The following is a 24,388-nucleotide window of genomic DNA, read 5'->3' as shown; positions in this document are numbered from 1 at the left end:
CTTCACTCCTCAACTTCTTCACTCCTTTCCCCCTCATCTCCTCAACTCCTCAACTCCTCAACTCCTCAACTCCTCAACTCCTTCACTCCTTCACTCCTTCACTCATATTATATCCAGTAAAAAAGTATCTAAAACAAACAATCCTTCACTACTAATGTAATGAAGGATTGTTATAAAATAAAAAACCCTGAACTAGGTTCAGGGTTTAAAAATCCTGAATTTATTTCAGGATAAAAAAAAGGCGATGACATACTCTCCCACCAGTGGTAGTACCATCTGCGCTAATAGGCTTAACTTCTCTGTTCGGGATGGGAAGAGGTGAGCCCTATTGCAATAATCACCTTAAGGTTGTCAATTACAAATTACGATTTAGTAAATTACGAATTATATAATGCATTCGTAATTCCTAATTAATCATTTCGTAATTAATTATGTTGTACATATTGATAACTAATATCTAAGATTTTATGTCTATTTTTTCTTGAGTTTCTTTGTACTATGTACTTAATACTTTGTACTAAAATTTAAATCATAATTATTAAAGCCCGCAAGGTACATAAGCCTATGGGTTATTAGTAATACTCGGCTATGATGTTACCACCTTTACACCTGTATCCTATCAAGGTCGTGATCTACAACCACCCTTTAAAGAAATCTCATCTTGTGGTGGGTTTCGCGCTTATATGCTTTCAGCGCTTATCCCTTCCCAACGTAGCTACTCAGCAATGCTCCTGGCGGAACAACTGATACACCAGAGGTTAGTTCAACTCGGTCCTCTCGTACTAGAGTCAAATCCACGCAAATTTCTAACGCCCGCTACAGATAGAGACCGAACTGTCTCACGACGTTCTGAACCCAGCTCGCGTGCCACTTTAATGGGCGAACAGCCCAACCCTTGGGACCTTCTCCAGCCCCAGGATGTGACGAGCCGACATCGAGGTGCCAAACCCCCCCGTCGATGTGAGCTCTTGGGGGAGATCAGCCTGTTATCCCCGGAGTACCTTTTATCCTTTGAGCGATGGCCCTTCCATGCGGAACCACCGGATCACTATGCTCTTGTTTCCAACCTGATCGACTTGTAAGTCTCGCAGTCAAGCACCCTTATGCCATTGCACTCTACGTACGGTTACCAAGCGTACTGAGGGTACCTTTAGAAGCCTCCGTTACTCTTTTGGAGGCGACCACCCCAGTCAAACTACCCACCAAGCACTGTCCCCATCGCTGGGTTAGACTCTAGATAAGCAAAGGGTGGTATTTCAACAATGACTCACACACGCCTAGCGACGCATGATCGAAGTCTCCCACCTATCCTACACATTACTTATCCAAAGCCAATACTAAGCTATAGTAAAGGTTCACGGGGTCTTTTCGTCCCGTAGCGGGTAATCGGCATCTTCACCGATACTACAATTTCACCGAGCTCATGGCTGAGACAGTGTCCAGATCGTTGCACCATTCGTGCAGGTCGGAACTTACCCGACAAGGAATTTCGCTACCTTAGGACCGTTATAGTTACGGCCGCCGTTTACTGGGGCTTCATTTCAGATCGTCGCCGAAGCTAAACCCTCCACTTAACCTTCCAGCACCGGGCAGGTGTCAGGCCCTATACATCAACTTTCGTTTTAGCAGAGCCCTGTGTTTTTGATAAACAGTCGCCTGGACCTTTTAACTGCGGCCCATCCGAAGATGGGCGACCCTTCTCCCGAAGTTACGGGTCGATTTTGCCTAGTTCCTTAGCCATGAATCACTCGAGCTCCTTAGAATACTCATCCCAACTACCTGTGTCGGTTTACGGTACAGGCTGCATCCCTCGCTTTTCTTGGAACCTCTTACTTACTTTCGCTTCGACCGAAGTCTAGGCTCAGCGTACATTTCCGTCAGTACGCAAGCATCTGGGAGATCCGTCACTTTTAACGGGTGCAGGTACAGGAATATTAACCTGTTGTCCATCGACTACCCCATTCGGGTTCGCCTTAGGCCCTGACTAACCCTCAGCTGATTAGCATCGCTGAGGAAACCTTAGTTTTTCGGAGGGCGGGTTTCTCACCCGCCTTATCGTTACTTATGCCTACATTTTCTTTTCTAGCCGTTCCAGCATACCTTACGATACACCTTCAACACAACTAGAATGCTCCCCTACCACTTTCGTCCATAGCTTCGGTAATATACTTATGCCCGATTATTATCCATGCTCGACCGCTCGACTAGTGAGCTGTTACGCACTCTTTAAATGAATGGCTGCTTCCAAGCCAACATCCTAGCTGTCTGGGCAGTCAAACCTCGTTTATTCAACTTAGTATATATTTGGGGACCTTAGCTGATGGTCTGGGTTCTTTCCCTCTCGGACATGGACCTTAGCACCCATGCCCTCACTGCTGTGTATATTATATAGCATTCGGAGTTTGTCAGGAATTGGTAGGCGGTGAAGCCCCCGCATCCAATCAGTAGCTCTACCTCTATATAACTAACCACAACGCTGCACCTAAATGCATTTCGGGGAGTACGAGCTATTTCCTGGTTTGATTGGCCTTTCACCCCTACCCACAGGTCATCCCAAGACTTTTCAACGTCAACGGGTTCGGTCCTCCACTCTGTGTTACCAGAGCTTCAACCTGCCCATGGGTAGATCACCAGGTTTCGCGTCTACTCAACCTAACTAAAACGCCCTATTAAGACTCGCTTTCGCTACGGCTCCTGTACTGAATACATTAACCTTGCTAGATAAAGTAACTCGTAGGCTCATTATGCAAAAGGCACGCCGTCACCCCATAGGGCTCCGACCGCTTGTAGGTGTACGGTTTCAGGATCTATTTCACTCCCTTACTTAGGGTTCTTTTCACCTTTCCCTCACGGTACTAGTTCACTATCGGTCTCTCAGGAGTATTTAGCCTTACCGGATGGTCCCGGCAGATTCAGACAGGGTTCCACGTGCCCCGCCCTACTCAGGAATCTGATACAATAACTTCTCTTACCTATACGGGGCTATCACCCTTATCGCTCCACTTTCCAGAGGATTCTAGTTCAATTGTTTCTTGATGACTCAGTCCTACAACCCCTATTTTGCCGTAACAAAATAGGTTTGGGCTAATTCGCGTTCGCTCGCCACTACTAACGAAATCATTATTATTTTCTCTTCCTATGGTTACTTAGATGTTTCAGTTCACCACGTTTGCTCCTCTCGGTAGTATATCTTCAATATACTGGGTTGCCCCATTCGGAAATCTTCGGGTAAAGTTATGTGCACCTAACCGAAGCTTATCGCAGCTTATCACGTCCTTCATCGCCTCTGAGAGCCTAGGCATCCGCCATACACCCTTAATTAGCTTATTGTACCTATTTGCGTCTTTAATTTATTACAGTTAAACTGTAATTATTTTATAATTCTTGTAATTAATACTTTGTACTATGTACTCTATACTAATTACTAAATTTGTATGTCTACTCAAGTAAAATATTTTTCTCTTAAATATTTTTTATCAATATGTCAATGAACTTTAATCGCTGTAAGCTTTATGCTATACGCATTAGGCTTGGCAGCTTATAGCATAAGGCATAGAGCCTATAGCTATTATTGTGGAGAATATCGGAGTCGAACCGATGACCTCTTGCGTGCAAGGCAAGCGCTCTAGCCAGCTGAGCTAATCCCCCTTATACTAGTGTTAGTAATTAGTAGTTAGTCATTAGTAATTACTAATTCGTAATTTGTAATTATCTGCTTCTAGAATTTCCTTTTTTAATACAATCTGACAACTAAGTTGTCTTTTTTTATCTCTACCTGTCTTACTAGACAAGCTTCGCTTGTTGTAGTCTCGGGCAGACTCGAACTGCCGACCTCTACATTATCAGTGTAGCGCTCTAACCAGCTGAGCTACGAGACTCTATGTGATTGTATTATATATCATTAAAAATTAACAGCAATTAAAAAGTAAACCTAACTTCTTTAAACACCTTTTTTTCTCTAGAAAGGAGGTGTTCCAGCCGCACCTTCCGGTACGGCTACCTTGTTACGACTTAGCCCTAGTTACCAGTTTTACCCTAGGCGGCTCCTTGCGGTGACCGACTTCAGGCACTCCCAGCTTCCATGGCTTGACGGGCGGTGTGTACAAGGCCCGGGAACGTATTCACCGCATCATGGCTGATATGCGATTACTAGCGATTCCAGCTTCATGGAGTCGAGTTGCAGACTCCAATCCGAACTGTGACAATGTTTATAGATTCGCTCCTCATCGCTGAGTGGCTGCTCGCTGTCATTGCCATTGTAGCACGTGTGTAGCCCAGGACGTAAGGGCCGTGATGATTTGACGTCATCCCCACCTTCCTCGCGGTTTGCACCGGCAGTCTCGCTAGAGTCCACAGCTTTACCTGTTTGCAACTAACGATAGGGGTTGCGCTCGTTATAGGACTTAACCTGACACCTCACGGCACGAGCTGACGACAACCATGCAGCACCTTGTAAGAAGTCCGAAGAAATATCTATCTCTAAATAATGCATCCTACATTTAAGCCCTGGTAAGGTTCCTCGCGTATCATCGAATTAAACCACATGCTCCACCGCTTGTGCGGGCCCCCGTCAATTCCTTTGAGTTTCAATCTTGCGACCGTACTCCCCAGGTGGGACACTTATCACTTTCGCTTAGTCACTGAAGAATTCCAACAACTAGTGTCCAACGTTTACGGCGTGGACTACCGGGGTATCTAATCCCGTTCGCTCCCCACGCTTTCGTTCATCAGCGTCAGTACATACGTAGTGGACTGCCTTCGCAATCGGTATTCTATGTAATATCTATGCATTTCACCGCTACACTACATATTCTATCCACTTCCATATGACTCAAGACTAACAGTATCAAAGGCAGTGCCATAGTTGAGCTATGGGATTTCACCTCTGACTGATCAGCCCGCCTACGAACCCTTTAAACCCAATGATTCCGGATAACGCTTGCACCCTCCGTATTACCGCGGCTGCTGGCACGGAGTTAGCCGGTGCTTATTCGTAGAGTACCGTCAAACAAATACACGTATCTGCGTTTCTTCCTCTATAAAAGAAGTTTACAACCCATAGGGCAGTCATCCTTCACGCGGCATGGCTGGTTCAGAGTTGCCTCCATTGACCAATATTCCTCACTGCTGCCTCCCGTAGGAGTCTGGTCCGTGTCTCAGTACCAGTGTGGGGGATCTCCCTCTCAGGACCCCTACTTATCGTTGCCATGGTAAGCCGTTACCTTACCATCTAGCTAATAAGACGCATAGCCATCTTAAACCAATAAATCTTTAATTATCAAATTATGCAATTCAATAACACTATGGAGTATTAATCTTCGTTTCCAAAGGGTATTCTCCAGTTTAAGGTAGGTTCTATACGCGTTACGCACCCGTGCGCCGGTCGTCAGCAAATAGCAAGCTATCCCTGTTACCCCTCGACTTGCATGTGTTAAGCCTGCCGCTAGCGTTCATCCTGAGCCAGGATCAAACTCTTCATCGTTATATTTTTATATTTCGATGCTCAAAAAAATCTATGGTGATACTGAAACAAGTTCAGCAATCTTCCATGCGATCTACTCTTTAATTCGCGCTGTCAATTTTAAATTTCTCAATGAACTTAACCACTTAGTGGCTTTTGTTACTCCGCCGAAGCGGGCTGCAAATGTAAGAATCTTTTCTTTCTTAAAACAAACTTTTTTTAAGTTTTTTTTAAGAAAATTTTAAGTCTCAATTAACACCTTAATCAAACAACTAAAACTAGTTATCTTAATGATAATCTGTAACTTAAAAACTCCTACCCTGCTAATGAACTTTGCTAACTCAGCTCGTTTGCCTTACTGCGTTTGCGGGTGCAAAGATACACAACTATTTCCCTTAAACAATGCGCTTTTTAATCTTTTTTTAAAATAGTTTGTAAAGGCTTAAAGGCTAACATAATAAATCACAAAAAAAAGGCTGCTTCTAAAACAGAAGCAACCCTTTTACTTATAAACTAACTTAACTAACTATCTTAAACCCTTAAAGCGTCACTTGGTGGTAATAAGTGTTTGCCTTATTCTTAACCACCTCTAAAAAGTACTTTTGTTCTGCTTTAGACCTTGGAACAATTAACCCCTTATACTTCTTACTAAAATCTGCTTTGACTTCTTGCCCCTTTAGATTGATTAATTTTATACTAGAATACTTTCCATTATATCTTACCAACACCTCTGTCTTAGCTTTTCTTATAACTATATTCTTTCTGGACTTTTCATTTCTACTCTTTAATGCTTCCGCATATATCTGTTTCTTAGTTTTAGCCTTTTTTACAAATTCAGAATCTGAATTCCTTAAAGAACTATAACTATAGAGTCCTACAGGATATGAATAGTTTTGATTTCTTTGTACTACCTGTCCATTAATCCTTCTAATTTGCTTAGTTTGATCAACTACTGAAATAGAATCTACTACATTGTTATTCAAAGTTGATAATGTTCCATAACTATACAATCCTACTGGATAGTTATAATTTTGTCCGTAAGTTGTTACTCCTACCAACAATAATACTGCAACTAATAAAAATTTCCTCATAACTTATATGATTTTGTTTATCACAAAGTTAGAGCAGTAATACTTATTGTAGTTTAAGGGAATATGAAATATAACAACCTTATTTACAAACAGTTATTTTCACGAAAACTACAATTTTAACGCCTGTTCACAAATCAATAAAAAAGAAGAAAAATAGCTTATTGAAAAATAACCATTTTTAACCCCTTCTTTTTATCAAATTCACAAACTGTTTTAAAACAGAAAAACAAAAATCTGCCGCTGTATGTTAATTAAAGGTTATAGTGATTAAAAATTAAAGTCTAAAGGACACAAACTAAACTTTTAAACCAAAAAACCTCAAACAAGAGATACAAAAGAAATTAATTAACTTTGCTCAAGATTTAATATGCTTGTTATGAAAAAAAAAATACACAAAATAATTATTGCAGACGATAATATTTTTTTTGCTGATGCTTTAAAAGAATACTTAAACCGAGAAAGCGATATTGAAGTACTAGCCACCTGCAACACGCTGCAAGAAACAATACAAAGTTGCAACACCGAAGTTTTTGATGCCCTGGTACTAGACTTAAGTTTTAAAGGACAAAAATCCACAGACTTCATAGATCAAATAAGAAATAACGAAATTCCATTTAAAATTATATGTCTTACCACATATGCCAATAAAATTATAGAAAAAGAAGCACTGGACAGCGGAGTTGATGACTTCGTTAGTAAAGAAGGAGTTCTAGAAGATTTTCCGAATGTGATTAGAAATGTTCTAAAAAGAAGGAAACCACTAAAAACTAAAAAAACAAACATCAAAGAAAAATACAACCTTACAAAAAGACAGATAGATATTATTAAAGCCTGTTTCGATTTTACCTCTGAGAAAGAAATTGCCGATTTTCTAGGAATAAGCATTAACACTCTTAAAACTCACAAACAAAATCTTTTTGCAAAAACAGCTACAAAGAACAACATAGAACTTATTAAGTACGGCATAGAAGAAGGTATTATAGTTGTATAAATAGTCAAAACCTTTATAAAACAAAAACATCCGCCAATTGGCGGATGTTTTTGTTTTATACACTACATATTACAATAGTTGCTTAGTAGGCTCTTTTATTGTTTCCTTCATAGAAATTAATAAAAGCTTCATTCACTACTCTCTTCCCTCCATCTGTTGGGTAGTTACCTGTAAAATACCAATCTCCTTCATGGTTTGGACAAGCCTCGTGCAACCCTTCAATGGTTTGGAATATAATTTCAACATCTGCATTAATCTCAGAAGTCTTTAACATCTCAGAAATTTTAGCCGAAATTTGCTCTGGAGTAAAAGGCTTATAAATTTCCTTTACAAAATTCTCTATTCCTGAATCTTCTTTACTTCTCTGCTTTACACACTTATTATATACGTCTGTAACAATTTGATATTGTCCTGTTTCTTTTAACAATTCAACAGCTGCTCTAAAAGCAATAAAATCTCCTAGTTTAGCCATATCAATACCGTAACAATCTGGGTATCTAATTTGCGGTGCCGAAGAAACAACTACAATCTTTTTAGGACTTGTTCTATCTAATATCTTTATAATACTCTTCTTAAGTGTAGTCCCTCTTACAATACTATCGTCTATAATAACAATATTGTCTTGTTTATTCACCACTCCATAAGTAACATCGTATACATGAGCTACCAAATCATCTCTACTATCATCAGAAGTAATAAAGGTTCTTAATTTAGCATCTTTAATAGCCAACTTTTCAAAACGTGGTCTAACAGCTAAAATATCTCCCACTTCCTGAGCAGTTAACTGTCTACCTCCCGAAAGAATTCCTTTTATTTTTTGCTGATTTAAGTAGTCTTCTGCAGCCTCGCACATTCCATAATAAGATGTTTCGGCTGTATTTGGAATATAAGAGAAAACTGTATTTTCAATATCTCCATCAATACTATCTACTACCTGAGGAAAAACTCTAACTCCTAAATCTTTTCGCTCTTGATAGATATCCGCATCGCTACCTCTAGAGAAATAAATACGCTCGAAAGAACAAGCTTTTTTCTCTTTTGGCTCTAATATTTTTTTAATGGTAATTTCTCCACTTTTCTTAGCGATAATTGCATGACCTGGATCTAATTCTTTCACCTTATCCATATCTACATTAAAAGCTGTCTGAATTACTGGTCGCTCAGAAGCCACCACCAACACCTCATCATCTTGGTAATAAAAAGTAGGTCTAATTCCATTAGGATCTCTCATTACAAAAGCATCTCCATGCCCTAACAGTCCAGACAAAGCATACCCTCCATCAAAACTCTTAGTAGCTCTTTTAAGTATTTTTGCAATATCTACTCTCTCTGCAATAACAGGAGAAGCTTCTTTTTTAGTATAATCCTTTTTTATTTCTTGGTATATAGACTCAACTTGATCATCTAAGAAATGACCAATCTTCTCCATTACCGTAACCGTATCTGTATTTTCTTTTGGATGCTGCCCTAACTCTATCAACTCATCTAACAACTGCTTAGAATTCGTCATATTAAAGTTACCTGCAACTATTAAGTTTTTATGCCTCCAATTACTTTGACGAAGAAAAGGATGTACATTCTCTACTGAATTACCTCCGTAAGTTCCGTAACGAGCATGTCCTAGAAAAAGATTCCCTACATAAGGCACATTCTCTTCCAACCAAGCAATATCATCCTTTTTTTCTGGATTCGCATCTATAACATCACTAATTCTTGTGTTAATTTTCTTATAGATATGCTGAATTGGTTGTGGCTTATTAGAACGTATTCTACTAATGTAGCGACTCCCTGGATTTACATTAAATTTAATACTAGCAAACCCCGCACCGTCTTGACCACGGTTATGTTGCTTTTCCATTAACAAATACATTTTATTTACTCCATAAAATGCTGTACCATACTTTTCTTTATAGTACTCTAAAGGCTTAAGCAACCTTACCATTGCAATACCACACATAGTTGTATCTTTTAGTTAAGTCCTAGTTTAGTTTTAGAACTGTTAATTTTTCGCAAAATTACAAAGAAAATTTCGTTAACTCTTTAAATTTCTCTAAACGTAAGTTTACTTCCTCTGTAGTTACTTCCGCAATTCGCTCTACTCCAAACTTTTCTACAGTAAAAGAAGCTAAGTTAGACCCCCAAATAACTGCATTTTTAACATTTTCGAAAGAATAATCTTCTTGTTCTGCCAAGTATCCTGCAAAACCTCCTGCAAAAGTATCTCCTGCTCCAGTAGGATCAAACACATCTTCTAATGGTAACGCAGGTGCGCTAAACACTTTTCCTTGATGGAACAACAATGCTCCGTGCTCTCCTTTTTTAATAATTACGTATTTAGGTCCCATTTCATGAATAAGAGCTGCAGCTTTTACTAATGAATATTCCTCACTTAACTGACGTGCTTCCTCATCATTAATAGTAATAACATCTACTTTCTTTAATACCATCTTTAAATCATCCATTGCAATATCCATCCAAAAATTCATAGTATCTAAAACTACCAAAGATGGTTTCTTAGTTAATTGCTCTAATGCAGCATTCTGAACCAAGGGATGCAAATTCCCTAACATTACAATTTCGGCATCCTTATATTTTTCTGGTACTACAGGATTAAAATGCTCTAATACATTTAATTCTGTTATTAAAGTATCTCGTTGATTCATATTGGTATGATATCTACCACTCCAAAAGAATGTCTTTCCTCCTTTTACAACTTCAATTCCATCTGTATTTATATCTTTTTGATGTAACAAATCAAAATACTCTTGTGGAAAATCTTCTCCTGCAATAGAAACCAAACCTGTGTCTACATTTTTAAAATTACTTGCAGACAAACCTGTATATGTTCCAGACCCACCTAAAATCTTATCCGTTTTTCCAAATGGAGTTTCTAAAGCATCAAAAGCTACTGTACCAATAATCAATAATTTACTCATGTTTTTTCTTTAAAACTTTGTGTTTTACAATACCTAAAACTAACCTTGTTTGCTAGTTATATACTCAGTATCTTTGCGTTTGCAAAAATAAGTTTAAAATATGACTATCAAAGAAATACAGGAGGAAATTGTAGACGAGTTTGCAATGTTCGATGATTGGATGCAACGTTATGAATACATGATAGAATTAGGTAAATCTATCCCTGTTATTGAAGAACAATACAAAACTGATACTAATTTAATTAAGGGATGCCAATCTAAAGTTTGGTTACATTCTGAATTGGTTGACAACAAAATTCATTTTACCGCAGACAGTGATGCAATTATAACAAAAGGAATTATAGCTGTATTGTTACGTGTTTTTAACGACCAATTGCCTAAAGAAATATTAAGTGCCAACATGGACTTTATTGATGAAATAGGTTTAAAAGAACACTTATCTGCCACAAGAGCCAACGGATTGGTATCTATGATTAAACAAATTAAGCTGTATGCCCTAGGTATGCAAACCAAATTAAATGCTTAAAACAATTAAACAAACATGGACTCACAAGAAACAGTAGAAATAGGAGATAAAATTGTAAATGTTTTAAAAACAATTTACGATCCAGAAATTCCAGTAGACATATACGAGCTAGGATTGATATATGACGTGTTAGTAAATGATAAAAAAGAAGCTAAAATTTTAATGACTTTAACTTCGCCTAACTGTCCTGTTGCAGAAACGCTACCCAAAGAAGTAGAAGAAAAAGTTTGTGCTTTGGAAGAAATAGACACTACCGAAGTAGAATTAACGTTTGAACCTACTTGGACACAAGATATGATGAGCGAAGAGGCAAAATTAGAATTAGGATTTCTTTAATTTAGTAACAAGTATTAGGTAGCGAGATACCTGATACTTGGCACTTGACACCTTAAAACATGGATGAAATTGTAAATAGAGTTGCAAATAGCAACCTAAAAAATATAGATCTTGAAGATTTTTACCCTAACGGAAAAAGAATCTTATTTGATATTAAAGACTGGCTATTTGAAGGAATAATTCTTAGAGAAAATGACTTTAGAGCACATGTAGAAAGCTACGACTGGTCTAAACTACAAGACTCTTATGTTGCTTTTACCTGTTCTGAAGATGCAATTATTCCGTCGTGGGCATACCTTTTGCTTTCATCTAAAGCAAGTCCTTTTGCTAAAAAATGTGTTGTAGGAGATTTAAACTTGCTAGAATCTATCTTATACACAGAGATTATTAACAAACTTGATACCCAGGAATACACTAACAAACCTGTAATAATTAAAGGTTGTGCTAACAAACCAATTCCTGAATCCGCTTATACACTGTTAACTCAAAAGCTTATTCCTGTAGCCAAAAGCATTATGTATGGAGAAGCATGTTCTACAGTACCTCTGTATAAGAAACCTAAAAACTAAATATTTTTATTATGAAAAAACTAGTTCTATCAGCAATTATGCTGTGTACAATGGTTTCTTTTTCTCAAGAGAAAGAAAGTAATTGGAAAAAAAACGGAAATTTTAATTTGTTATTTAACCAATCTGCCTTTAACAACAACTGGCAAGGTGGTGGTGTTAGTAGTATAGCAACTAATGCTAGTATTAATTACGATGCTAACTACAAAAAAGAAGATGTTGTTTGGGACAATAAGTTCTTATTTGCTTACGGATTAAGTAAAATAAGTGGGAATGGAGGATTGCAAAAAACAGACGATCGCCTAGAAATTTCTTCTCTTTACGGTAAAAAGACAGGGAAATATTGGTACTTCTCTGCTTATGCTAATTTAAAAACTCAATTTGCCGAAGGTTTAGATGCAAATCAAACAAATCGTATTTCTGATTTCTTTTCTCCTGCTTACCTACAAGGTGGTCCAGGTATGCTATGGAAAAAGTCTGACAATTTAAAAGTAAACATTACACCAGCTTCTGGTAGAGGTATTTTTGTAAACTCAGAATTTACAGAAAACGGAAGTGCCTTTGGTGTTGATCAGGGTAAAACAAGTCGTTTTGAATTAGGAGCAAACATTGCTGCATACTACAAAGCAGAATTGTTTAAAAATGTTACGTTCGAAAACATTTTAAACTTATACGCTAACTATTTAGAAGATGCAGGAAATGTAGATATTGACTACACCCTAAACATAGCAATGAAAGTAAACAAGTTTTTATCTGCTAATATTGTAGGACAGGCTATATACGACGACAATGCGGTTAGCGAGGTTCAGGTAAGAGAAGTATTTGGACTAGGACTAAACTACAAGTTCTAAGACTAACAAAAAACACATTATAAAAACTCTCATACAGCTTATGTATGGGAGTTTTTTTCTTTAAAAAAAACATATGTACTTAACAAAAAATATAATTTCCACATAAAAAATACATCAATTGCTACTTTTGCGCTCATGTATTAAATTAAATTACACAATATGAAAAAGAGCAATTTTTTATTAACGCTACTTACAATTACAACTCTATTTTTAGCTACTTCTTGTAGCACAGAAACAACCGAAACATTAGATGTAAATTCACTAAGCTTAGAATCTTACTCCGTAAGTAAAGAACAACTAATCTACAAACAAAACTCAGTTATAAATTTTGATCTTGGGATAGCTAACTTAGATGATTTTGAAATTAACTGGGAAGCTAGCGGTGGAACTTTTTCTAACACTACAAAAAACCAGGCTACTTGGAAAGCTCCTAGTACAAAAGGAACTTATGAAGTATTTGTGAATGTTACCCACAAAGGCATTACCAAACAATTAAAAGTTACCAATTTAACAGTTGTAGGTGCTTTCTACGACCCTTTAACATTCTTAAACAATGCTATTTGGTCATTTAACACAGCAACCACTTCCTACGAACACATAGACAAAAGCCTAGAGGTAAAACCTAAACAAAACCAAAGCTACAGCACAAGTGTTATAAAACTAAAAAGTTTTTTAGGAAGCAACAATAAAATTCCACAATCTATTTCGTTAAAAACAAAAGCAAAGACAGCAGATTTTAAAGAAGACTCTAACAATTACGTAATTCTTTACGGTTTTAAAAAGCCAACAAACGTAACTAGCACAGACAAATACTTAAGATCAATCAGATTTAGAATTTTTCCTAAAACACAAAGATATTTAGTCCAGCTTACTATATACAATCAAATAGAAGAAAAAGACGAATACATTAATATAAGAGGAGCAGAAATTAACAACACCTTATGGAACAACGATGATTACAATGACATTGGACTGCAAATAAGCGAAAATTTTGAACTTAACTTTTATATAAACAAAAACAATATTTACACTATAAATATTAGTAATTACTTAACTCGCCAAAACATTATACACGGAGCACAGAACCCTGTAGAGTATCTATACATCTTTAATTATGCTGCTATAAATATTTCAGAAGTAATTATAGACAATACTAGTCAGGGCTTATATGACTACGACAACCATATAAGTTTATAACACCAGAAAACACCCCTTATGGTAAGGGGTGTTTTTAATTTCTATAAAAAAAACGTAGCTTTAGATAGACATAAGAAACTACACATTCTCACCCCTATTTTCATTTTTTTTGAATGTGTATCCTTTTTATGAATACTATATATGCTATGAAAAAAAGACACCTCCTCCGAATTGCGATCTTTATTTTCGCTACCTCTATAAGTTCATGCTCCAAAAAAAAGGAATCTGTAGAATTTGATGCAAACCAACTTGTTATAGAATCTTTTAGCCTAACAAACGACTCCCTTATTTATGGAAAAACGATGTCTATAAACGTAAACTTAGGAGAAGAGGTACCTAAAGAAGCTAAAATTGATTGGCTTTCTAGTGGAGGAACATTTACAGGAGCCAATAGAACAGGAGCAACCTGGAAAGCACCCGACCTAAAAGGGAAATACGAAATAGCTATAAAACTAAAATACAAGGACGAGAGTAGACAATACACTATTGCCTCGCCTATTGTTTTGGGGAGGTATCACGAAGATTTTAAAAATCTTAAAACAAGTATTTGGCAAAAACATTTTAACCTAACAACACATACACACAACGATAATGCTTTAGAAATAGATTTAAAAGGTGCTACTAAATACGCAGCTACACTTGTTAATTTAACACCTCCTCTTGGAACAGAAAACAAGCTTCCGCAAGCAGCTTCTTTTAAAATTAATTCAATCCCATTCAACTTCAAAATTGACGAGGATAACTATACAATATACTATGCTTTTGAAAAGCCCTTAAATTCAGGTGATAAAAAATACCTTAGCTCCATTAGAATTAAAATTCATCCTAGCGCAAAAAAGTACACCACACAAATAGTATATACCAATCCTACAAACAATGGTACAGATTCCTATACGTTTAATCCCACAAACAGCTTTACCACCAACGATTGGAAAGCGGATAACACAAACTTAGTTGGTATAAAAATCAGTAAAGAATTTGATTTTGAATTCTATTTTAACAAAAAAGAAATCTTTAAATCAAACTTAAAAGCAGGAATGGACCAACAAAACATTGCTTACGATTCAGATGTCCTTATCAACTCTATCTTTATTAACAACAATGGTAGAATAATTATACAAGAATTAATTCTTGATGACACCGATCAACAAATTTATGATTATGATAACGAAATAAAACTTTAACTATTTAGTCTCTCCTCTAATTTATTTTGTTTCCATCCTGATCGTACTCTGCGTATAAATAGTTATTATAAGGAAAACGTTTGGCATGAATTTCACGAACCTTTTCAAACGTTATATCTTTAAACTCTTCTATGTTATTTTTATCAATAGCAGAAATAAAAACACAATCATTCTCTAATCTAGACATCCACGTTTTTCTTAACTCATCTAGCGTAAAATGTTTTTCTGTTTTTTCTGTCATTAAATCATCTTCATCAATTGTTTGATGTTTGTAATTATCAATTTTATTAAAAACCATAAGAGTAGGCTTATCATTACTCTTAATTTCCTCTAATATTGTATTTACAGAATTGATATGATCTTCAAAACTAGGATGAGAAACATCTACTACATGTAACAACAAATCCGCCTCACGAACCTCGTCTAAAGTAGATTTAAATGACTCCACCAACTGAGTAGGTAGTTTTCTAATAAATCCAACTGTATCGGTCATTAAGAAAGGAACGTTTTTAATAACAACTTTTCTTACAGTAGTATCTAACGTTGCAAACAATTTATTTTCAGCAAAAACTTCGCTTTTACTAATTAGATTCATCAAGGTAGACTTACCAACGTTTGTGTAACCAACCAAAGCAACACGCACCATTTGTCCTCTGTTCTTTCGTTGAACAGCCATTTGTTTATCTATACTTTCTAACTTCTTCTTTAATAAAGAAATTTGATCGCGGACAATACGTCTATCTGTCTCTATTTCTGTTTCTCCAGGACCACGCATACCAATACCTCCTTTTTGCTTATCAAGGTGTGTCCATAACTTTGTTAACCTAGGCAATAGATATTGACATTGAGCCAAGGCTACTTGCGTTCTTGCATAGCTAGTCTGTGCTCTTTGAGCGAAAATATCTAAAATTAACGTGGTTCTATCTAAGATTTTAGTGTCTAAAACCTTCTCTATATTTCTTAACTGTGCAGGAGAAAGCTCATCATCAAAAATTATAGTACCAATATCATGCGTTACTATATAAGCTTTAACATCTTCTAACTTCCCAGCCCCTATAAAAGTTTTAGGATTTGGTCTTTCTAACTTTTGCACAAACCTTTTAACGGCCGTACCACCTGCTGTATTTACTAAAAACTCTAATTCATCTAGATACTCTGTCGATTTTTCCTCATCTTGATGCTGTGTAATAACACCAACTAAAACCGCTTTTTCAGAGGTAACTTTTTTTGCTTCTATCATGCTACAAAGGTACATAATTCCCTTTGTATCATCATTCACACCAAATAGCAATACATTATTAAAATTAAAATCTTTTTTTCTTTAAATTTTTATCAAATAAAGATACCTTTACGCCCTTAAAAAAACACTCCTAGTGGTAGAAGACAACCTTTTTTCAATAGCTTTTTACAACACCGAAAACTTATTTGACTATAAGGATGATGCACATACGCTTGATACTGATTACACTCCACAAGGAAGAAAAAAATGGGGACACTATCGTTACCAGCATAAAATCAACAAAATAGCCAAGGTCATTTCAAAAATAGGAACAGACGACTGTATGTTTCCTCCTACTTTAGTTGGATTGGCAGAAATAGAGACCAAACAAGTTGCTATTGATATTATTCACAGTGAAACGTTAAGATACTTAAACTACGACTGTGTACATTATGATTCTCCCGACGAAAGAGGTATAGATGTTGCTTTGTTGTATCACAAAGATTTTTTTGAGTTACTACACTCAGAACCTATAGCTGTACAAGTATACGAACCAAGCGGTATAAAAGATGACACTAGAGACATCCTTTATGTACAAGGAAATCTACACGGAGAGTTTACCCATATTTTTGTAAATCACTGGCCTTCTAGAAGGAAGGGAATTGACAAAACACATTTAAAAAGAATTGCCTTAGCCGAAATATTAACAGCTAGAATAGACCTAATTATTAGCCAAGACCCTACAGCTAAAATTCTAATCATGGGAGATTTTAACGACGATCCTGTTTCTGAAAGTATTTCTAAGTATCTGATGAAAGAAAACATTCAGAACCCTATGAGTGATTTGTATGCTCAAAAAAAAGGGAGTTTAATCCACAATGGTGTTTGGCACTTATTCGATCAAATTTTACATAGCAATTCATTTAAAGAGGCAACAGGTAACCAGTTTTTAAAAGCAAAAATTTACAACAAAGACTTTTTAACCGATTGGACTGGACGAAATAAAGGGGAGCCTTTAAGAACTTACATCGGAAAATTTTACAGAGGTGGATTTAGCGATCATTTCCCAGTCTTTTCTGTGTTCAAAAAATAGCTATCTAGTATCCATCTAGTTCACACCTACAGAGAAAAAACCTAACACATTCTCAATTACAAACATTCATTGCAGTATTTAATACATCCGTTCTGTTGATTTTTTACAGATAGCTTAAAAAATCTATAATTTTGATAGGAATATCAAAAAACTAACAGACCAATGAAAAAACTATCATTACTAATCTTAACAACTCTCGTTCTATTTTCATGCAAAAATGAAGATAATTCAATGTTTATCCCTCCAGCTCAGGAACAACCTAACGAAGAACCACAAGACGAAGATTTTGAAATTTTTGATCCTAGTACAGATCCAACCTTAACCAACGGAGTAAAGTACGCTAAAGATTTTATTGTATTTGAACCAGAAACTACCGAATCTGATTTAGGGTTATGGGTAGTTAGAACCAAAGGAGAAACAGGTTACTATACTACTTACGATGGTTCCGAACCTATAAACAATAGCTATTTAGAATTTACCGGTAACAACTTAAATGGAGGAGCAGCAACATCTCCAATTGAATTCACTTTTAAAGCTACCAAAACAGCTAAATTTAGAATTATTATGAGAATGTTGCAGCCTTTAGAATCATGTACTCCAGGATCGGCACATTGTTCTGAAGCGGGATATGAACTTGGAGATAAAAGAAATGACCTTTGGCTAAAATTAGAGGGAAATTACACCACTGCTTGTGCTTACCCTACTTCTCAATTAAAATCTAACCACAAATTTTGGGGAAGAGGAGTCCGTAAATGGGGTTCTCTTATAAAACTAGAATCTCATGTTGAAGGTAATAAAGTACAACAAAAAGTTGCCTACAATCTTATTAAGGGCGAAACTTACACATTAACTTTATCTGGACGTGCACAAGGTTGTAGTATCGATTATATTGTATTCTACGACGAATCTGCCACCTCTGGTGTAACTATAGATACCCACTCAGATCCTATAGTAGAATTACCTTCGGAATACAAACCCGATGAGAAATAACATCATTATACATTTAAAGGCAGTTTTACACAAAACTGCCTTTTTTACGTTTTGAAAAATATTTTTAAAAAAACTTCGTTCTTTTTGTAACAAAAAGCATTTGTCTCTCGTATATAGAAAGACACATTATAGTTTATAACAAGAAGAAAGTAGATGAGACAACTTAAAATCACCAAGCAGGTTACCAATCGTGAAACTGCATCCCTTGATAAATATTTACAAGAAATTGGAAAAGTAGACTTAATTACTGCCGATATGGAGGTAGAATTAGCTCAGAGAATCAAAGCTGGAGATCAAGCCGCTTTGGAACGTTTGACTAAAGCTAACTTACGTTTCGTTGTATCTGTAGCAAAACAATATCAAAACCAAGGATTAACCTTACCCGATTTAATTAACGAAGGGAATTTAGGTTTGATTAAAGCTGCTAAACGTTTTGATGAAACTCGTGGTTTTAAATTTATCTCTTATGCTGTATGGTGGATTCGTCAATCTATTTTACAAGCATTGGCAGAACAATCTCGTATTGTACGTTTACCATTAAACAAAATTGGATCTATTAACAAGATCAACAAAATGTATGCTTTCTTAGAACAAGAAAACGAGAGACCTCCTTCTGCAGAAGAAATTGCAAAGAAGTTAGACATGACCGTTAACGATGTAAAGGAGTCTATGAAAAACTCTGGTCGTCACGTTTCTATGGATGCTCCATTAATTGAAGGCGAAGATTCTAACTTATACGATGTATTAAACTCGGGTGAGTCTCCAAACCCAGATAAAACTTTATTACACGAATCTTTAAAAGTTGAAATTGAAAGAGCTTTGGAAACTTTAACTCCTAGAGAAGCAGATGTAGTAAGATTGTATTTTGGTTTAGGTGAACACCAACCAATGACTTTAGAAGAAATTGGAGAAACTTTCGATTTGACTCGTGAACGTGTACGTCAGATTAAAGAAAAAGCCATCCGAAGATTAAAGCATACTTCTAGAAGTAAGATTTTAATGACTTATTTAGGTTAATCATATTTTAAAGATATATAAAGATGAGTAAATTAGTTGCTCCATCGGTATTAGCTGCCGATTTTGCGAACATCCAAAGAGATGTTGAAATGATTAACGAAAGTGAAGCGGATTGGTTTCATATAGATATTATGGATGGTGTTTTTGTTCCTAACATTTCTTTTGGAATGCCGGTTATGAAAGCTATTAAAAAACACGCTACAAAGCCTTTAGACGTTCACTTAATGATTGTTGAGCCAGACAAGTACATTAAAACATTTAAAGAGTGTGGTGCAGATATTTTAACAGTACATTACGAAGCTTGTACGCATTTACACAGAACCATTCAAGCAATTAAAGCAGAAGGAATGCAAGCGGGTGTGGCTATTAACCCACATACTCCTATATCTGTTTTAGAAGACATCATTCACGATTTAGACTTGGTTTGTATCATGAGTGTTAATCCTGGTTTTGGAGGTCAATCTTTTATTGAAAACACATATACTAAAGTTCAACAATTAAAGAATTTAATTACATTTAAAAGTTGTGATACTAAAATTGAAATAGACGGAGGTGTTACAGACAAAAACGCAAACAATCTAATAGAGGTTGGTGCAGATGTTCTAGTTGCTGGTAGTTATGTTTTTGGTGCCGAAGACCCAATTAAAACGGTTAAAGAATTAAAAGCAATGATTAACTAGTATCATCTTTTTTATAAAACAAAAAACTCATCTTTAAAAAGATGAGTTTTTTTTATGCTATTTCTATATTTACTTTATAACCTTCGTTAGACCTTACATTAAAGACTTTACCATCTTCAAAAATTAAGTATTGTCCTTTTATTCCCTTAAGAACACCTTGGTATGAGTTTTCTTTTTCTAAATTTAAACTCGACACTTTTGTAGGATAATTCTCTACGGGGTAGTTTAAATCTAAAATGGTATTATCTGCTATATAATACTGTTTTACTTCCTCTGGTAAATGCTGCTTTAATCGATCTTTAAACTCAATTAAATCTTCATCAGCCACATCGTTTTTAAGCATTTTTTGCCAACTTGTCTTATCACTAACAAATTCTTTAAGCGCAACCTCTGTTACCCCTGCTAAATACCTATTAGGGACTTCTACAAATACAATTGCCTTATTGGCTCCTTGATCTATCCAACGAGTAGGAATTTGAGTTTTTCTTGTAACTCCAACTTTTACATTACTCGACAATGCCAAATAAACAATGTGCGGTTGTAATTGTGCTTTTTTCTCATACGCTAAGTCTCTATCTTCAATTCCCAAATGCGCTTTGCTTAATTCTGGCTTCATTACCCAATCTGCAACAGCAGGTTGCTCGTAAAAACAGCTATAACAATGTCCTTGTCTAAAAATTTTCTTTTCTAAACCACAGCTTAAACATTGATAACCGTCGAATGCAATTGCAATATTTTTATTTAGTAACTGATTCAAATTCAACACATGTCCTTCAGTATCTAAATAGTATTGAATAGAATCTGCGTTTTCAGTCACCATTTTTTTTAATACTCCCTGATATTTCATAGAAAAAAACTAAATTAGATACATCAAATATATGCTTTTTAAACAGCAATAAGTATTTTAATTTATGACATTGCCTCTTATAAACTCTATACTTTCTTGGTTTCTTAAAAAGAGAAAACATCAAATAGAGCTTTTTTTAAAATACCCTGTAGAAGTTCAGAACGAGCAGTTATTAAAGCTCCTAAAAACGGCAAACAAAACTACTTATGGAAAAAAGTATGAATTCAAAAAAATAAAAAACTACCAAGAATTTTCAACACTTGTTCCTTTAGTTAATTACGAAGCTTTAAGCCCGTTTATACAAGAACAAAGAACCACTGGAGAGAGTATTTTGTGGCCTAATAAAATTAAATGGTATGCAAAATCTAGCGGTACTACCAATTCTAAAAGTAAATTTATACCTGTAAGTGAAGATGCCATTAAACTTTGTCATTTTAAAGGAGGGAAAGACATGTTAACCCTATTTTTTAACAACAATGAAAATGCAAAACTATTTACTGGAAAAAATTTAAGACTCGGAGGAAGTAGTGCTGTGTATGAAGACAACGATGCTTATTTTGGTGATTTATCTGCTATTATAATAGAAAACCTTCCTTTATGGGCAGATATGAATAGTGCTCCTAAACAAGAGACCGCATTAATGTCTGAATGGGAATCTAAAATGGATGCTATTATAGAAGAAACAATTGATCAAAACATAACAAGTTTGGCTGGTGTTCCTTCTTGGATGTTGGTTTTGCTGGAAAGAATTCTAGAGCGCACAGGGAAAAACAACATATTGGAAGTCTGGCCAAATTTAGAAGTCTACTTTCATGGGGGAGTTAATTTCTCTCCCTACAGAGAACAATATAAAAAACTAATCCCTTCAACAACATTTAAATACTACGAAACCTATAACGCTTCAGAGGGTTTCTTTGCCATTCAAGACGAGAATAACGCTAATGAAATGTTATTAATGTTAGACTATGGAATCTTTTACGAATTCATTCCTATGGAAGAGTATGCTAGTGTTAATTCTAAAACTATTTCTTTAGCAGATGTAGAATTGGACAAAAACTACGCTATCGTTATTACTACAAATGCTGGTTTGTGGAGATACATAATTGGAGATACTATAAAATTTACATCTCTTGAACCTCATAGAATAAAAATTACAGGAAGAACCAAACATTTTATAAATGCTTTTGGAGAAGAATTGATCATAGAAAATGCGGCTCAAGCCCTAAAGATCGCCTGTAAAGAAACCAATGCTCTTATTAAAGAATACACTGCTGCTCCCATTTTTATGGAAGAAAATAAAAAAGGAGGACATGAATGGCTGATTGAATTTGAGCAGGAACCTAAATCTATTGATAAATTTACACTAACGTTAGATAAAGCGTTGCAAAATATAAATTCAGATTACGAAGCAAAACGCTATAATAACATGACATTGGATCTGCCAACCGTTACTATTGCAAAAGAAAATCAATTTCACAACTGGCTTAAAAGTAAAAACAAACTTGGTGGTCAACACAAAGTACCAAGACTCTACAACGATAGAACTTTTATGGACGAAATAAAAGCTAGTATTTCGGCAACAAGTAAAAATACCATCTAATTTTCAATAATCACATCTTTTAATATTGGTTCTATAGTGCTTTGCGGTATGTCTTCAATCGCCATAAAAATAAGAGCATCTATAGCATCGTTAAAATCATGATCTACATTGTACGCAACAAATTCTGCATTTTGCTTTATATACTGCTTAATTAATACAGGCAGCCTAAGTTTATCTCCCTCTACTTCTTTTATCAATCGATCTAATTTTTTAACATCACCCTTAATAAAGTTCTCTAAATAATGCCTTTCTCTAGCTGTTAAATCTACCTTGTAAGGAGTTTTAGAAGTAACCAAAGACTCAATCTCCTTATTATTGTAATAAAGCCTTAAAAACTCCATTAACATAGACTTAGAATATCCTGTAAAAAGATTGCTTATAGTAGCACCTCCCATTAAATATTTGTATTGAGGATACTTAATTGTTACAGCAGCTATACCTCTCCATAATAAAAACAATGGCATTGGCTTTTGTTGGTATTCTGGCACTATAAAGGCCCTCCCCATTTCTATAGTTTGACTCAATTTTGAATCCATTTTTGGAGAAAAATTAAAAAACGTTGAAACGTAGAAACTCTTAAATCCGTTTCGTTTAAATATTTCTTCTCCTAATCCCATTCTATACGCTCCAACAAACCTTTCTTCTTCCTTATTCCACAAAATCAAATGATGGTAATACTCGTCAAATTCATCCGTATCAGACTTCTTATTAGTTCCTTCACCAATCAATCTAAAAGTAATCTCTCTAAGCCTACCTATTTCTTGCATCAGGTTTGGAATAGCATTAGACTTGGTTAAAAAAACTTCGTATTCATTAGAAACAAACAATCTCTTTTTATCATTCCTTATACCTGCAATCTCTTTACAAATATCAACTTGGTTTTTAGGAGATGCTATTTCTTTCGCTCTCTTTTTTAATCGCTTCTTATATTGCTTGATTTGTTTTTTCTTTCTTAAAAAAGGCTTAGACAACAGATAGGTCTTCCCTCTTAAAAAAGCTTTCAAATTTTCTAATCCCTCTATCTTTTCAATTTCATTTGGCTTGATAGGGCTTCCAATTTTAATATGTATAACTTTCCTTCTTTTATTACTAAGCTCAGATGGTAATTTAAGTGTTCTTAAAACATCACTTACTTTAGACAATCTATAAAACCACTTGCTATTCTTTGCATGAAAATAGATTGGAACAACAGGAACATTTGCTTTTTGGATCAATCTTATCGCTCCATCCTCCCACTCCCTGTCTACATAGATATTACGTTCTTTGGTTGTAGAAACTTCTCCAGCAGGAAAAACTCCAAGTGGCATCCCTTGTTTTATGTGTTTAAGAGCATTTATTAAACCAGCAACACTAGATTTTGCATCCTTTCTATCCTCAAAAGGATTTACAGGCATAATGTAGTCTTTAATAGGTGTTAGCTTTTGCAATAAAAAATTCGCTATAATTTTATAGTCCTCACGTTGTTCTAAAACCGCCTTTAACAAAATACATCCATCAATTCCACCCAACGGATGATTTGATATTGTTACAAAAGCACCATCCTTTGGTATTTTTGCTAAATCGGCTTCTGAAATATGATATTTAATTTGATACGAATCTAAAACACCACTTAAAAATCCCATTGGGGATTTATCCTTATGACGATTAAATATCTTATTTACTTTATTCAGCTTTGTTAAAAACAAAATAAGCTTCCCTATTAACAGACCTAATACAGGAATCTTATCTATTTTTAATAAAACCGCAAAGTCCTTTGCACTAACTAACGACATACTCTAAAATTCATAGCTTACAAGAATAAAA

Annotated in this window: 18 protein-coding genes, 2 tRNA genes and 3 rRNA genes; 12 read left to right on the top strand and 11 right to left on the bottom strand. The window is 35.4% G+C overall.

The genetic code is table 11. The features are described 5' to 3' along the window. Positions 1–236 precede the first annotated feature (236 nt). From rrf to ACXHHC_RS12735, 6 genes are all read right to left on the bottom strand, one after another. A 5S ribosomal RNA gene (gene rrf, locus ACXHHC_RS12760) occupies positions 237–345 on the bottom strand. Positions 346–552: 207 nt separating this feature from the next. Beyond that, positions 553–3,330, bottom strand: a 23S ribosomal RNA gene (locus ACXHHC_RS12755). Between the two features lie 244 nt (positions 3,331–3,574). Then, positions 3,575–3,648 (bottom strand) — tRNA-Ala (locus tag ACXHHC_RS12750). Between the two features lie 156 nt (positions 3,649–3,804). Next, positions 3,805–3,878: transfer RNA gene (locus ACXHHC_RS12745), tRNA-Ile, on the bottom strand. Positions 3,879–3,962: 84 nt separating this feature from the next. Further along, a 16S ribosomal RNA gene (locus tag ACXHHC_RS12740) occupies positions 3,963–5,482 on the bottom strand. Together the 16S, 23S and 5S rRNA genes with 2 tRNA genes alongside form the textbook arrangement of a ribosomal RNA operon. Before the next feature lie 518 nt (positions 5,483–6,000). Continuing rightward, on the bottom strand, positions 6,001–6,552 hold the full coding sequence (locus ACXHHC_RS12735; protein WP_458226760.1) for a hypothetical protein: 552 nt from the start codon (positions 6,550–6,552) through the stop codon (positions 6,001–6,003). A 376-nt stretch (positions 6,553–6,928) separates the two neighbouring features. On the opposite strand from ACXHHC_RS12735, the gene ACXHHC_RS12730 reads away from it, so the two are divergent. Beyond that, positions 6,929–7,543, top strand: a complete 615-nt coding sequence (locus tag ACXHHC_RS12730) for a response regulator transcription factor (RefSeq protein WP_458226759.1) — start codon at positions 6,929–6,931, stop codon at positions 7,541–7,543. A gap of 82 nt (positions 7,544–7,625) precedes the next feature. Here ACXHHC_RS12730 and ACXHHC_RS12725 read toward each other — a convergent pair whose 3' ends face one another. Continuing rightward, complete coding sequence (locus ACXHHC_RS12725; protein WP_458226758.1) at positions 7,626–9,500, bottom strand: amidophosphoribosyltransferase; 1,875 nt, start codon at positions 9,498–9,500, stop codon at positions 7,626–7,628. A 58-nt stretch (positions 9,501–9,558) separates the two neighbouring features. Continuing rightward, positions 9,559–10,479 carry a PfkB family carbohydrate kinase gene (locus ACXHHC_RS12720; protein ID WP_458226757.1) on the bottom strand — a complete coding sequence of 307 codons (921 nt, stop codon included), beginning with the start codon at positions 10,477–10,479 and terminating at the stop codon, positions 9,559–9,561. Positions 10,480–10,579: 100 nt separating this feature from the next. Between ACXHHC_RS12720 and ACXHHC_RS12715 the strand changes: the two genes are divergently transcribed. The 6 genes from ACXHHC_RS12715 to ACXHHC_RS12690 all read left to right on the top strand — a co-directional run bounded on the left by ACXHHC_RS12715 (position 10,580) and on the right by ACXHHC_RS12690 (position 15,139). After that, positions 10,580–11,005, top strand: a complete 426-nt coding sequence (locus ACXHHC_RS12715; RefSeq protein WP_458226756.1) for a SufE family protein — start codon at positions 10,580–10,582, stop codon at positions 11,003–11,005. Positions 11,006–11,020: 15 nt separating this feature from the next. Further along, positions 11,021–11,341: an iron-sulfur cluster assembly protein gene (locus ACXHHC_RS12710; protein ID WP_458226755.1), complete on the top strand. Its 321-nt coding sequence runs from the start codon at positions 11,021–11,023 to the stop codon at positions 11,339–11,341. Between the two features lie 59 nt (positions 11,342–11,400). Continuing rightward, positions 11,401–11,910, top strand: a complete 510-nt coding sequence (locus ACXHHC_RS12705) for a DUF2480 family protein (RefSeq protein ID WP_458226754.1) — start codon at positions 11,401–11,403, stop codon at positions 11,908–11,910. Positions 11,911–11,921: 11 nt separating this feature from the next. After that, the gene (locus ACXHHC_RS12700) at positions 11,922–12,758 is read left to right on the top strand and encodes a DUF3078 domain-containing protein (RefSeq protein ID WP_458226753.1); all 837 of its coding nucleotides are present in this window, start codon (positions 11,922–11,924) and stop codon (positions 12,756–12,758) included. A 159-nt stretch (positions 12,759–12,917) separates the two neighbouring features. Beyond that, entirely contained in the window at positions 12,918–13,955 is a 1,038-nt protein-coding gene (locus ACXHHC_RS12695) for a hypothetical protein (RefSeq protein WP_458226752.1), read from the top strand. A gap of 128 nt (positions 13,956–14,083) precedes the next feature. Beyond that, on the top strand, positions 14,084–15,139 hold the full coding sequence (locus tag ACXHHC_RS12690; protein ID WP_458226751.1) for a hypothetical protein: 1,056 nt from the start codon (positions 14,084–14,086) through the stop codon (positions 15,137–15,139). Between the two features lie 16 nt (positions 15,140–15,155). Here ACXHHC_RS12690 and hflX read toward each other — a convergent pair whose 3' ends face one another. After that, complete coding sequence (gene hflX / locus ACXHHC_RS12685) at positions 15,156–16,379, bottom strand: GTPase HflX (RefSeq protein ID WP_458226750.1); 1,224 nt, start codon at positions 16,377–16,379, stop codon at positions 15,156–15,158. Positions 16,380–16,512: 133 nt separating this feature from the next. Here hflX and ACXHHC_RS12680 point away from each other — a divergent pair, with 133 nt between their 5' ends. From ACXHHC_RS12680 to rpe, 4 genes are all read left to right on the top strand, one after another. Then, a complete protein-coding gene (locus ACXHHC_RS12680) occupies positions 16,513–17,451 on the top strand; it encodes an endonuclease/exonuclease/phosphatase family protein (protein ID WP_458226749.1) in 939 nt (312 codons plus the stop codon). 231 nt (positions 17,452–17,682) lie between these two features. Continuing rightward, a complete protein-coding gene (locus tag ACXHHC_RS12675) occupies positions 17,683–18,441 on the top strand; it encodes a hypothetical protein (protein ID WP_458226748.1) in 759 nt (252 codons plus the stop codon). A gap of 153 nt (positions 18,442–18,594) precedes the next feature. Then, positions 18,595–19,458: a sigma-70 family RNA polymerase sigma factor gene (locus ACXHHC_RS12670; protein ID WP_010134614.1), complete on the top strand. Its 864-nt coding sequence runs from the start codon at positions 18,595–18,597 to the stop codon at positions 19,456–19,458. 23 nt (positions 19,459–19,481) lie between these two features. Next, a complete protein-coding gene (gene rpe / locus ACXHHC_RS12665; RefSeq protein WP_458226747.1) occupies positions 19,482–20,138 on the top strand; it encodes a ribulose-phosphate 3-epimerase in 657 nt (218 codons plus the stop codon). A gap of 52 nt (positions 20,139–20,190) precedes the next feature. Here the strand turns inward: rpe and ACXHHC_RS12660 are convergent, their stop codons facing one another. Further along, positions 20,191–20,985, bottom strand: coding sequence for a DUF2797 domain-containing protein (locus tag ACXHHC_RS12660; RefSeq protein ID WP_458226746.1), 795 nt, complete (start codon positions 20,983–20,985; stop codon positions 20,191–20,193). Positions 20,986–21,049: 64 nt separating this feature from the next. Here ACXHHC_RS12660 and ACXHHC_RS12655 point away from each other — a divergent pair, with 64 nt between their 5' ends. Further along, positions 21,050–22,585, top strand: coding sequence for a GH3 auxin-responsive promoter family protein (locus ACXHHC_RS12655; protein WP_458226745.1), 1,536 nt, complete (start codon positions 21,050–21,052; stop codon positions 22,583–22,585). Here the strand turns inward: ACXHHC_RS12655 and ACXHHC_RS12650 are convergent. Then, positions 22,582–24,357 (bottom strand): lysophospholipid acyltransferase family protein, encoded by a 1,776-nt coding sequence (locus ACXHHC_RS12650; RefSeq protein WP_458226744.1) that lies wholly within the window; start codon positions 24,355–24,357, stop codon positions 22,582–22,584. The two genes, ACXHHC_RS12655 and ACXHHC_RS12650, sit on opposite strands and share 4 nt — an antisense overlap. Between the last annotated feature and the right edge of the window lie 31 nt (positions 24,358–24,388).

Source organism: Wenyingzhuangia sp. IMCC45574 (genome assembly GCF_054182685.1).
This window is presented reverse-complemented; position numbering and strand designations above follow the sequence as displayed.

Excerpts from the sequence above, each read along its gene's own strand:
- ACXHHC_RS12715 (WP_458226756.1), top strand. The coding sequence starts at position 10,580 with ATGACTATCAAAGAAATACAGGAGGAAATTGTAGACGAGTTTGCAATG.
- ACXHHC_RS12730 (WP_458226759.1), top strand. The coding sequence starts at position 6,929 with ATGAAAAAAAAAATACACAAAATAATTATTGCAGACGATAATATTTTT.
- ACXHHC_RS12650 (WP_458226744.1), bottom strand. The coding sequence starts at position 24,357 with ATGTCGTTAGTTAGTGCAAAGGACTTTGCGGTTTTATTAAAAATAGAT.
- ACXHHC_RS12660 (WP_458226746.1), bottom strand. The coding sequence starts at position 20,985 with ATGAAATATCAGGGAGTATTAAAAAAAATGGTGACTGAAAACGCAGAT.
- ACXHHC_RS12670 (WP_010134614.1), top strand. The coding sequence starts at position 18,595 with ATGAGACAACTTAAAATCACCAAGCAGGTTACCAATCGTGAAACTGCA.
- ACXHHC_RS12710 (WP_458226755.1), top strand. The coding sequence starts at position 11,021 with ATGGACTCACAAGAAACAGTAGAAATAGGAGATAAAATTGTAAATGTT.
- ACXHHC_RS12735 (WP_458226760.1), bottom strand. The coding sequence starts at position 6,552 with ATGAGGAAATTTTTATTAGTTGCAGTATTATTGTTGGTAGGAGTAACA.
- ACXHHC_RS12690 (WP_458226751.1), top strand. The coding sequence starts at position 14,084 with ATGAATACTATATATGCTATGAAAAAAAGACACCTCCTCCGAATTGCG.
- ACXHHC_RS12695 (WP_458226752.1), top strand. The coding sequence starts at position 12,918 with ATGAAAAAGAGCAATTTTTTATTAACGCTACTTACAATTACAACTCTA.
- ACXHHC_RS12705 (WP_458226754.1), top strand. The coding sequence starts at position 11,401 with ATGGATGAAATTGTAAATAGAGTTGCAAATAGCAACCTAAAAAATATA.
- ACXHHC_RS12700 (WP_458226753.1), top strand. The coding sequence starts at position 11,922 with ATGAAAAAACTAGTTCTATCAGCAATTATGCTGTGTACAATGGTTTCT.
- ACXHHC_RS12720 (WP_458226757.1), bottom strand. The coding sequence starts at position 10,479 with ATGAGTAAATTATTGATTATTGGTACAGTAGCTTTTGATGCTTTAGAA.
- ACXHHC_RS12675 (WP_458226748.1), top strand. The coding sequence starts at position 17,683 with ATGTTTATCCCTCCAGCTCAGGAACAACCTAACGAAGAACCACAAGAC.
- ACXHHC_RS12655 (WP_458226745.1), top strand. The coding sequence starts at position 21,050 with ATGACATTGCCTCTTATAAACTCTATACTTTCTTGGTTTCTTAAAAAG.
- ACXHHC_RS12725 (WP_458226758.1), bottom strand. The coding sequence starts at position 9,500 with ATGTGTGGTATTGCAATGGTAAGGTTGCTTAAGCCTTTAGAGTACTAT.
- rpe (WP_458226747.1), top strand. The coding sequence starts at position 19,482 with ATGAGTAAATTAGTTGCTCCATCGGTATTAGCTGCCGATTTTGCGAAC.
- hflX (WP_458226750.1), bottom strand. The coding sequence starts at position 16,379 with ATGATAGAAGCAAAAAAAGTTACCTCTGAAAAAGCGGTTTTAGTTGGT.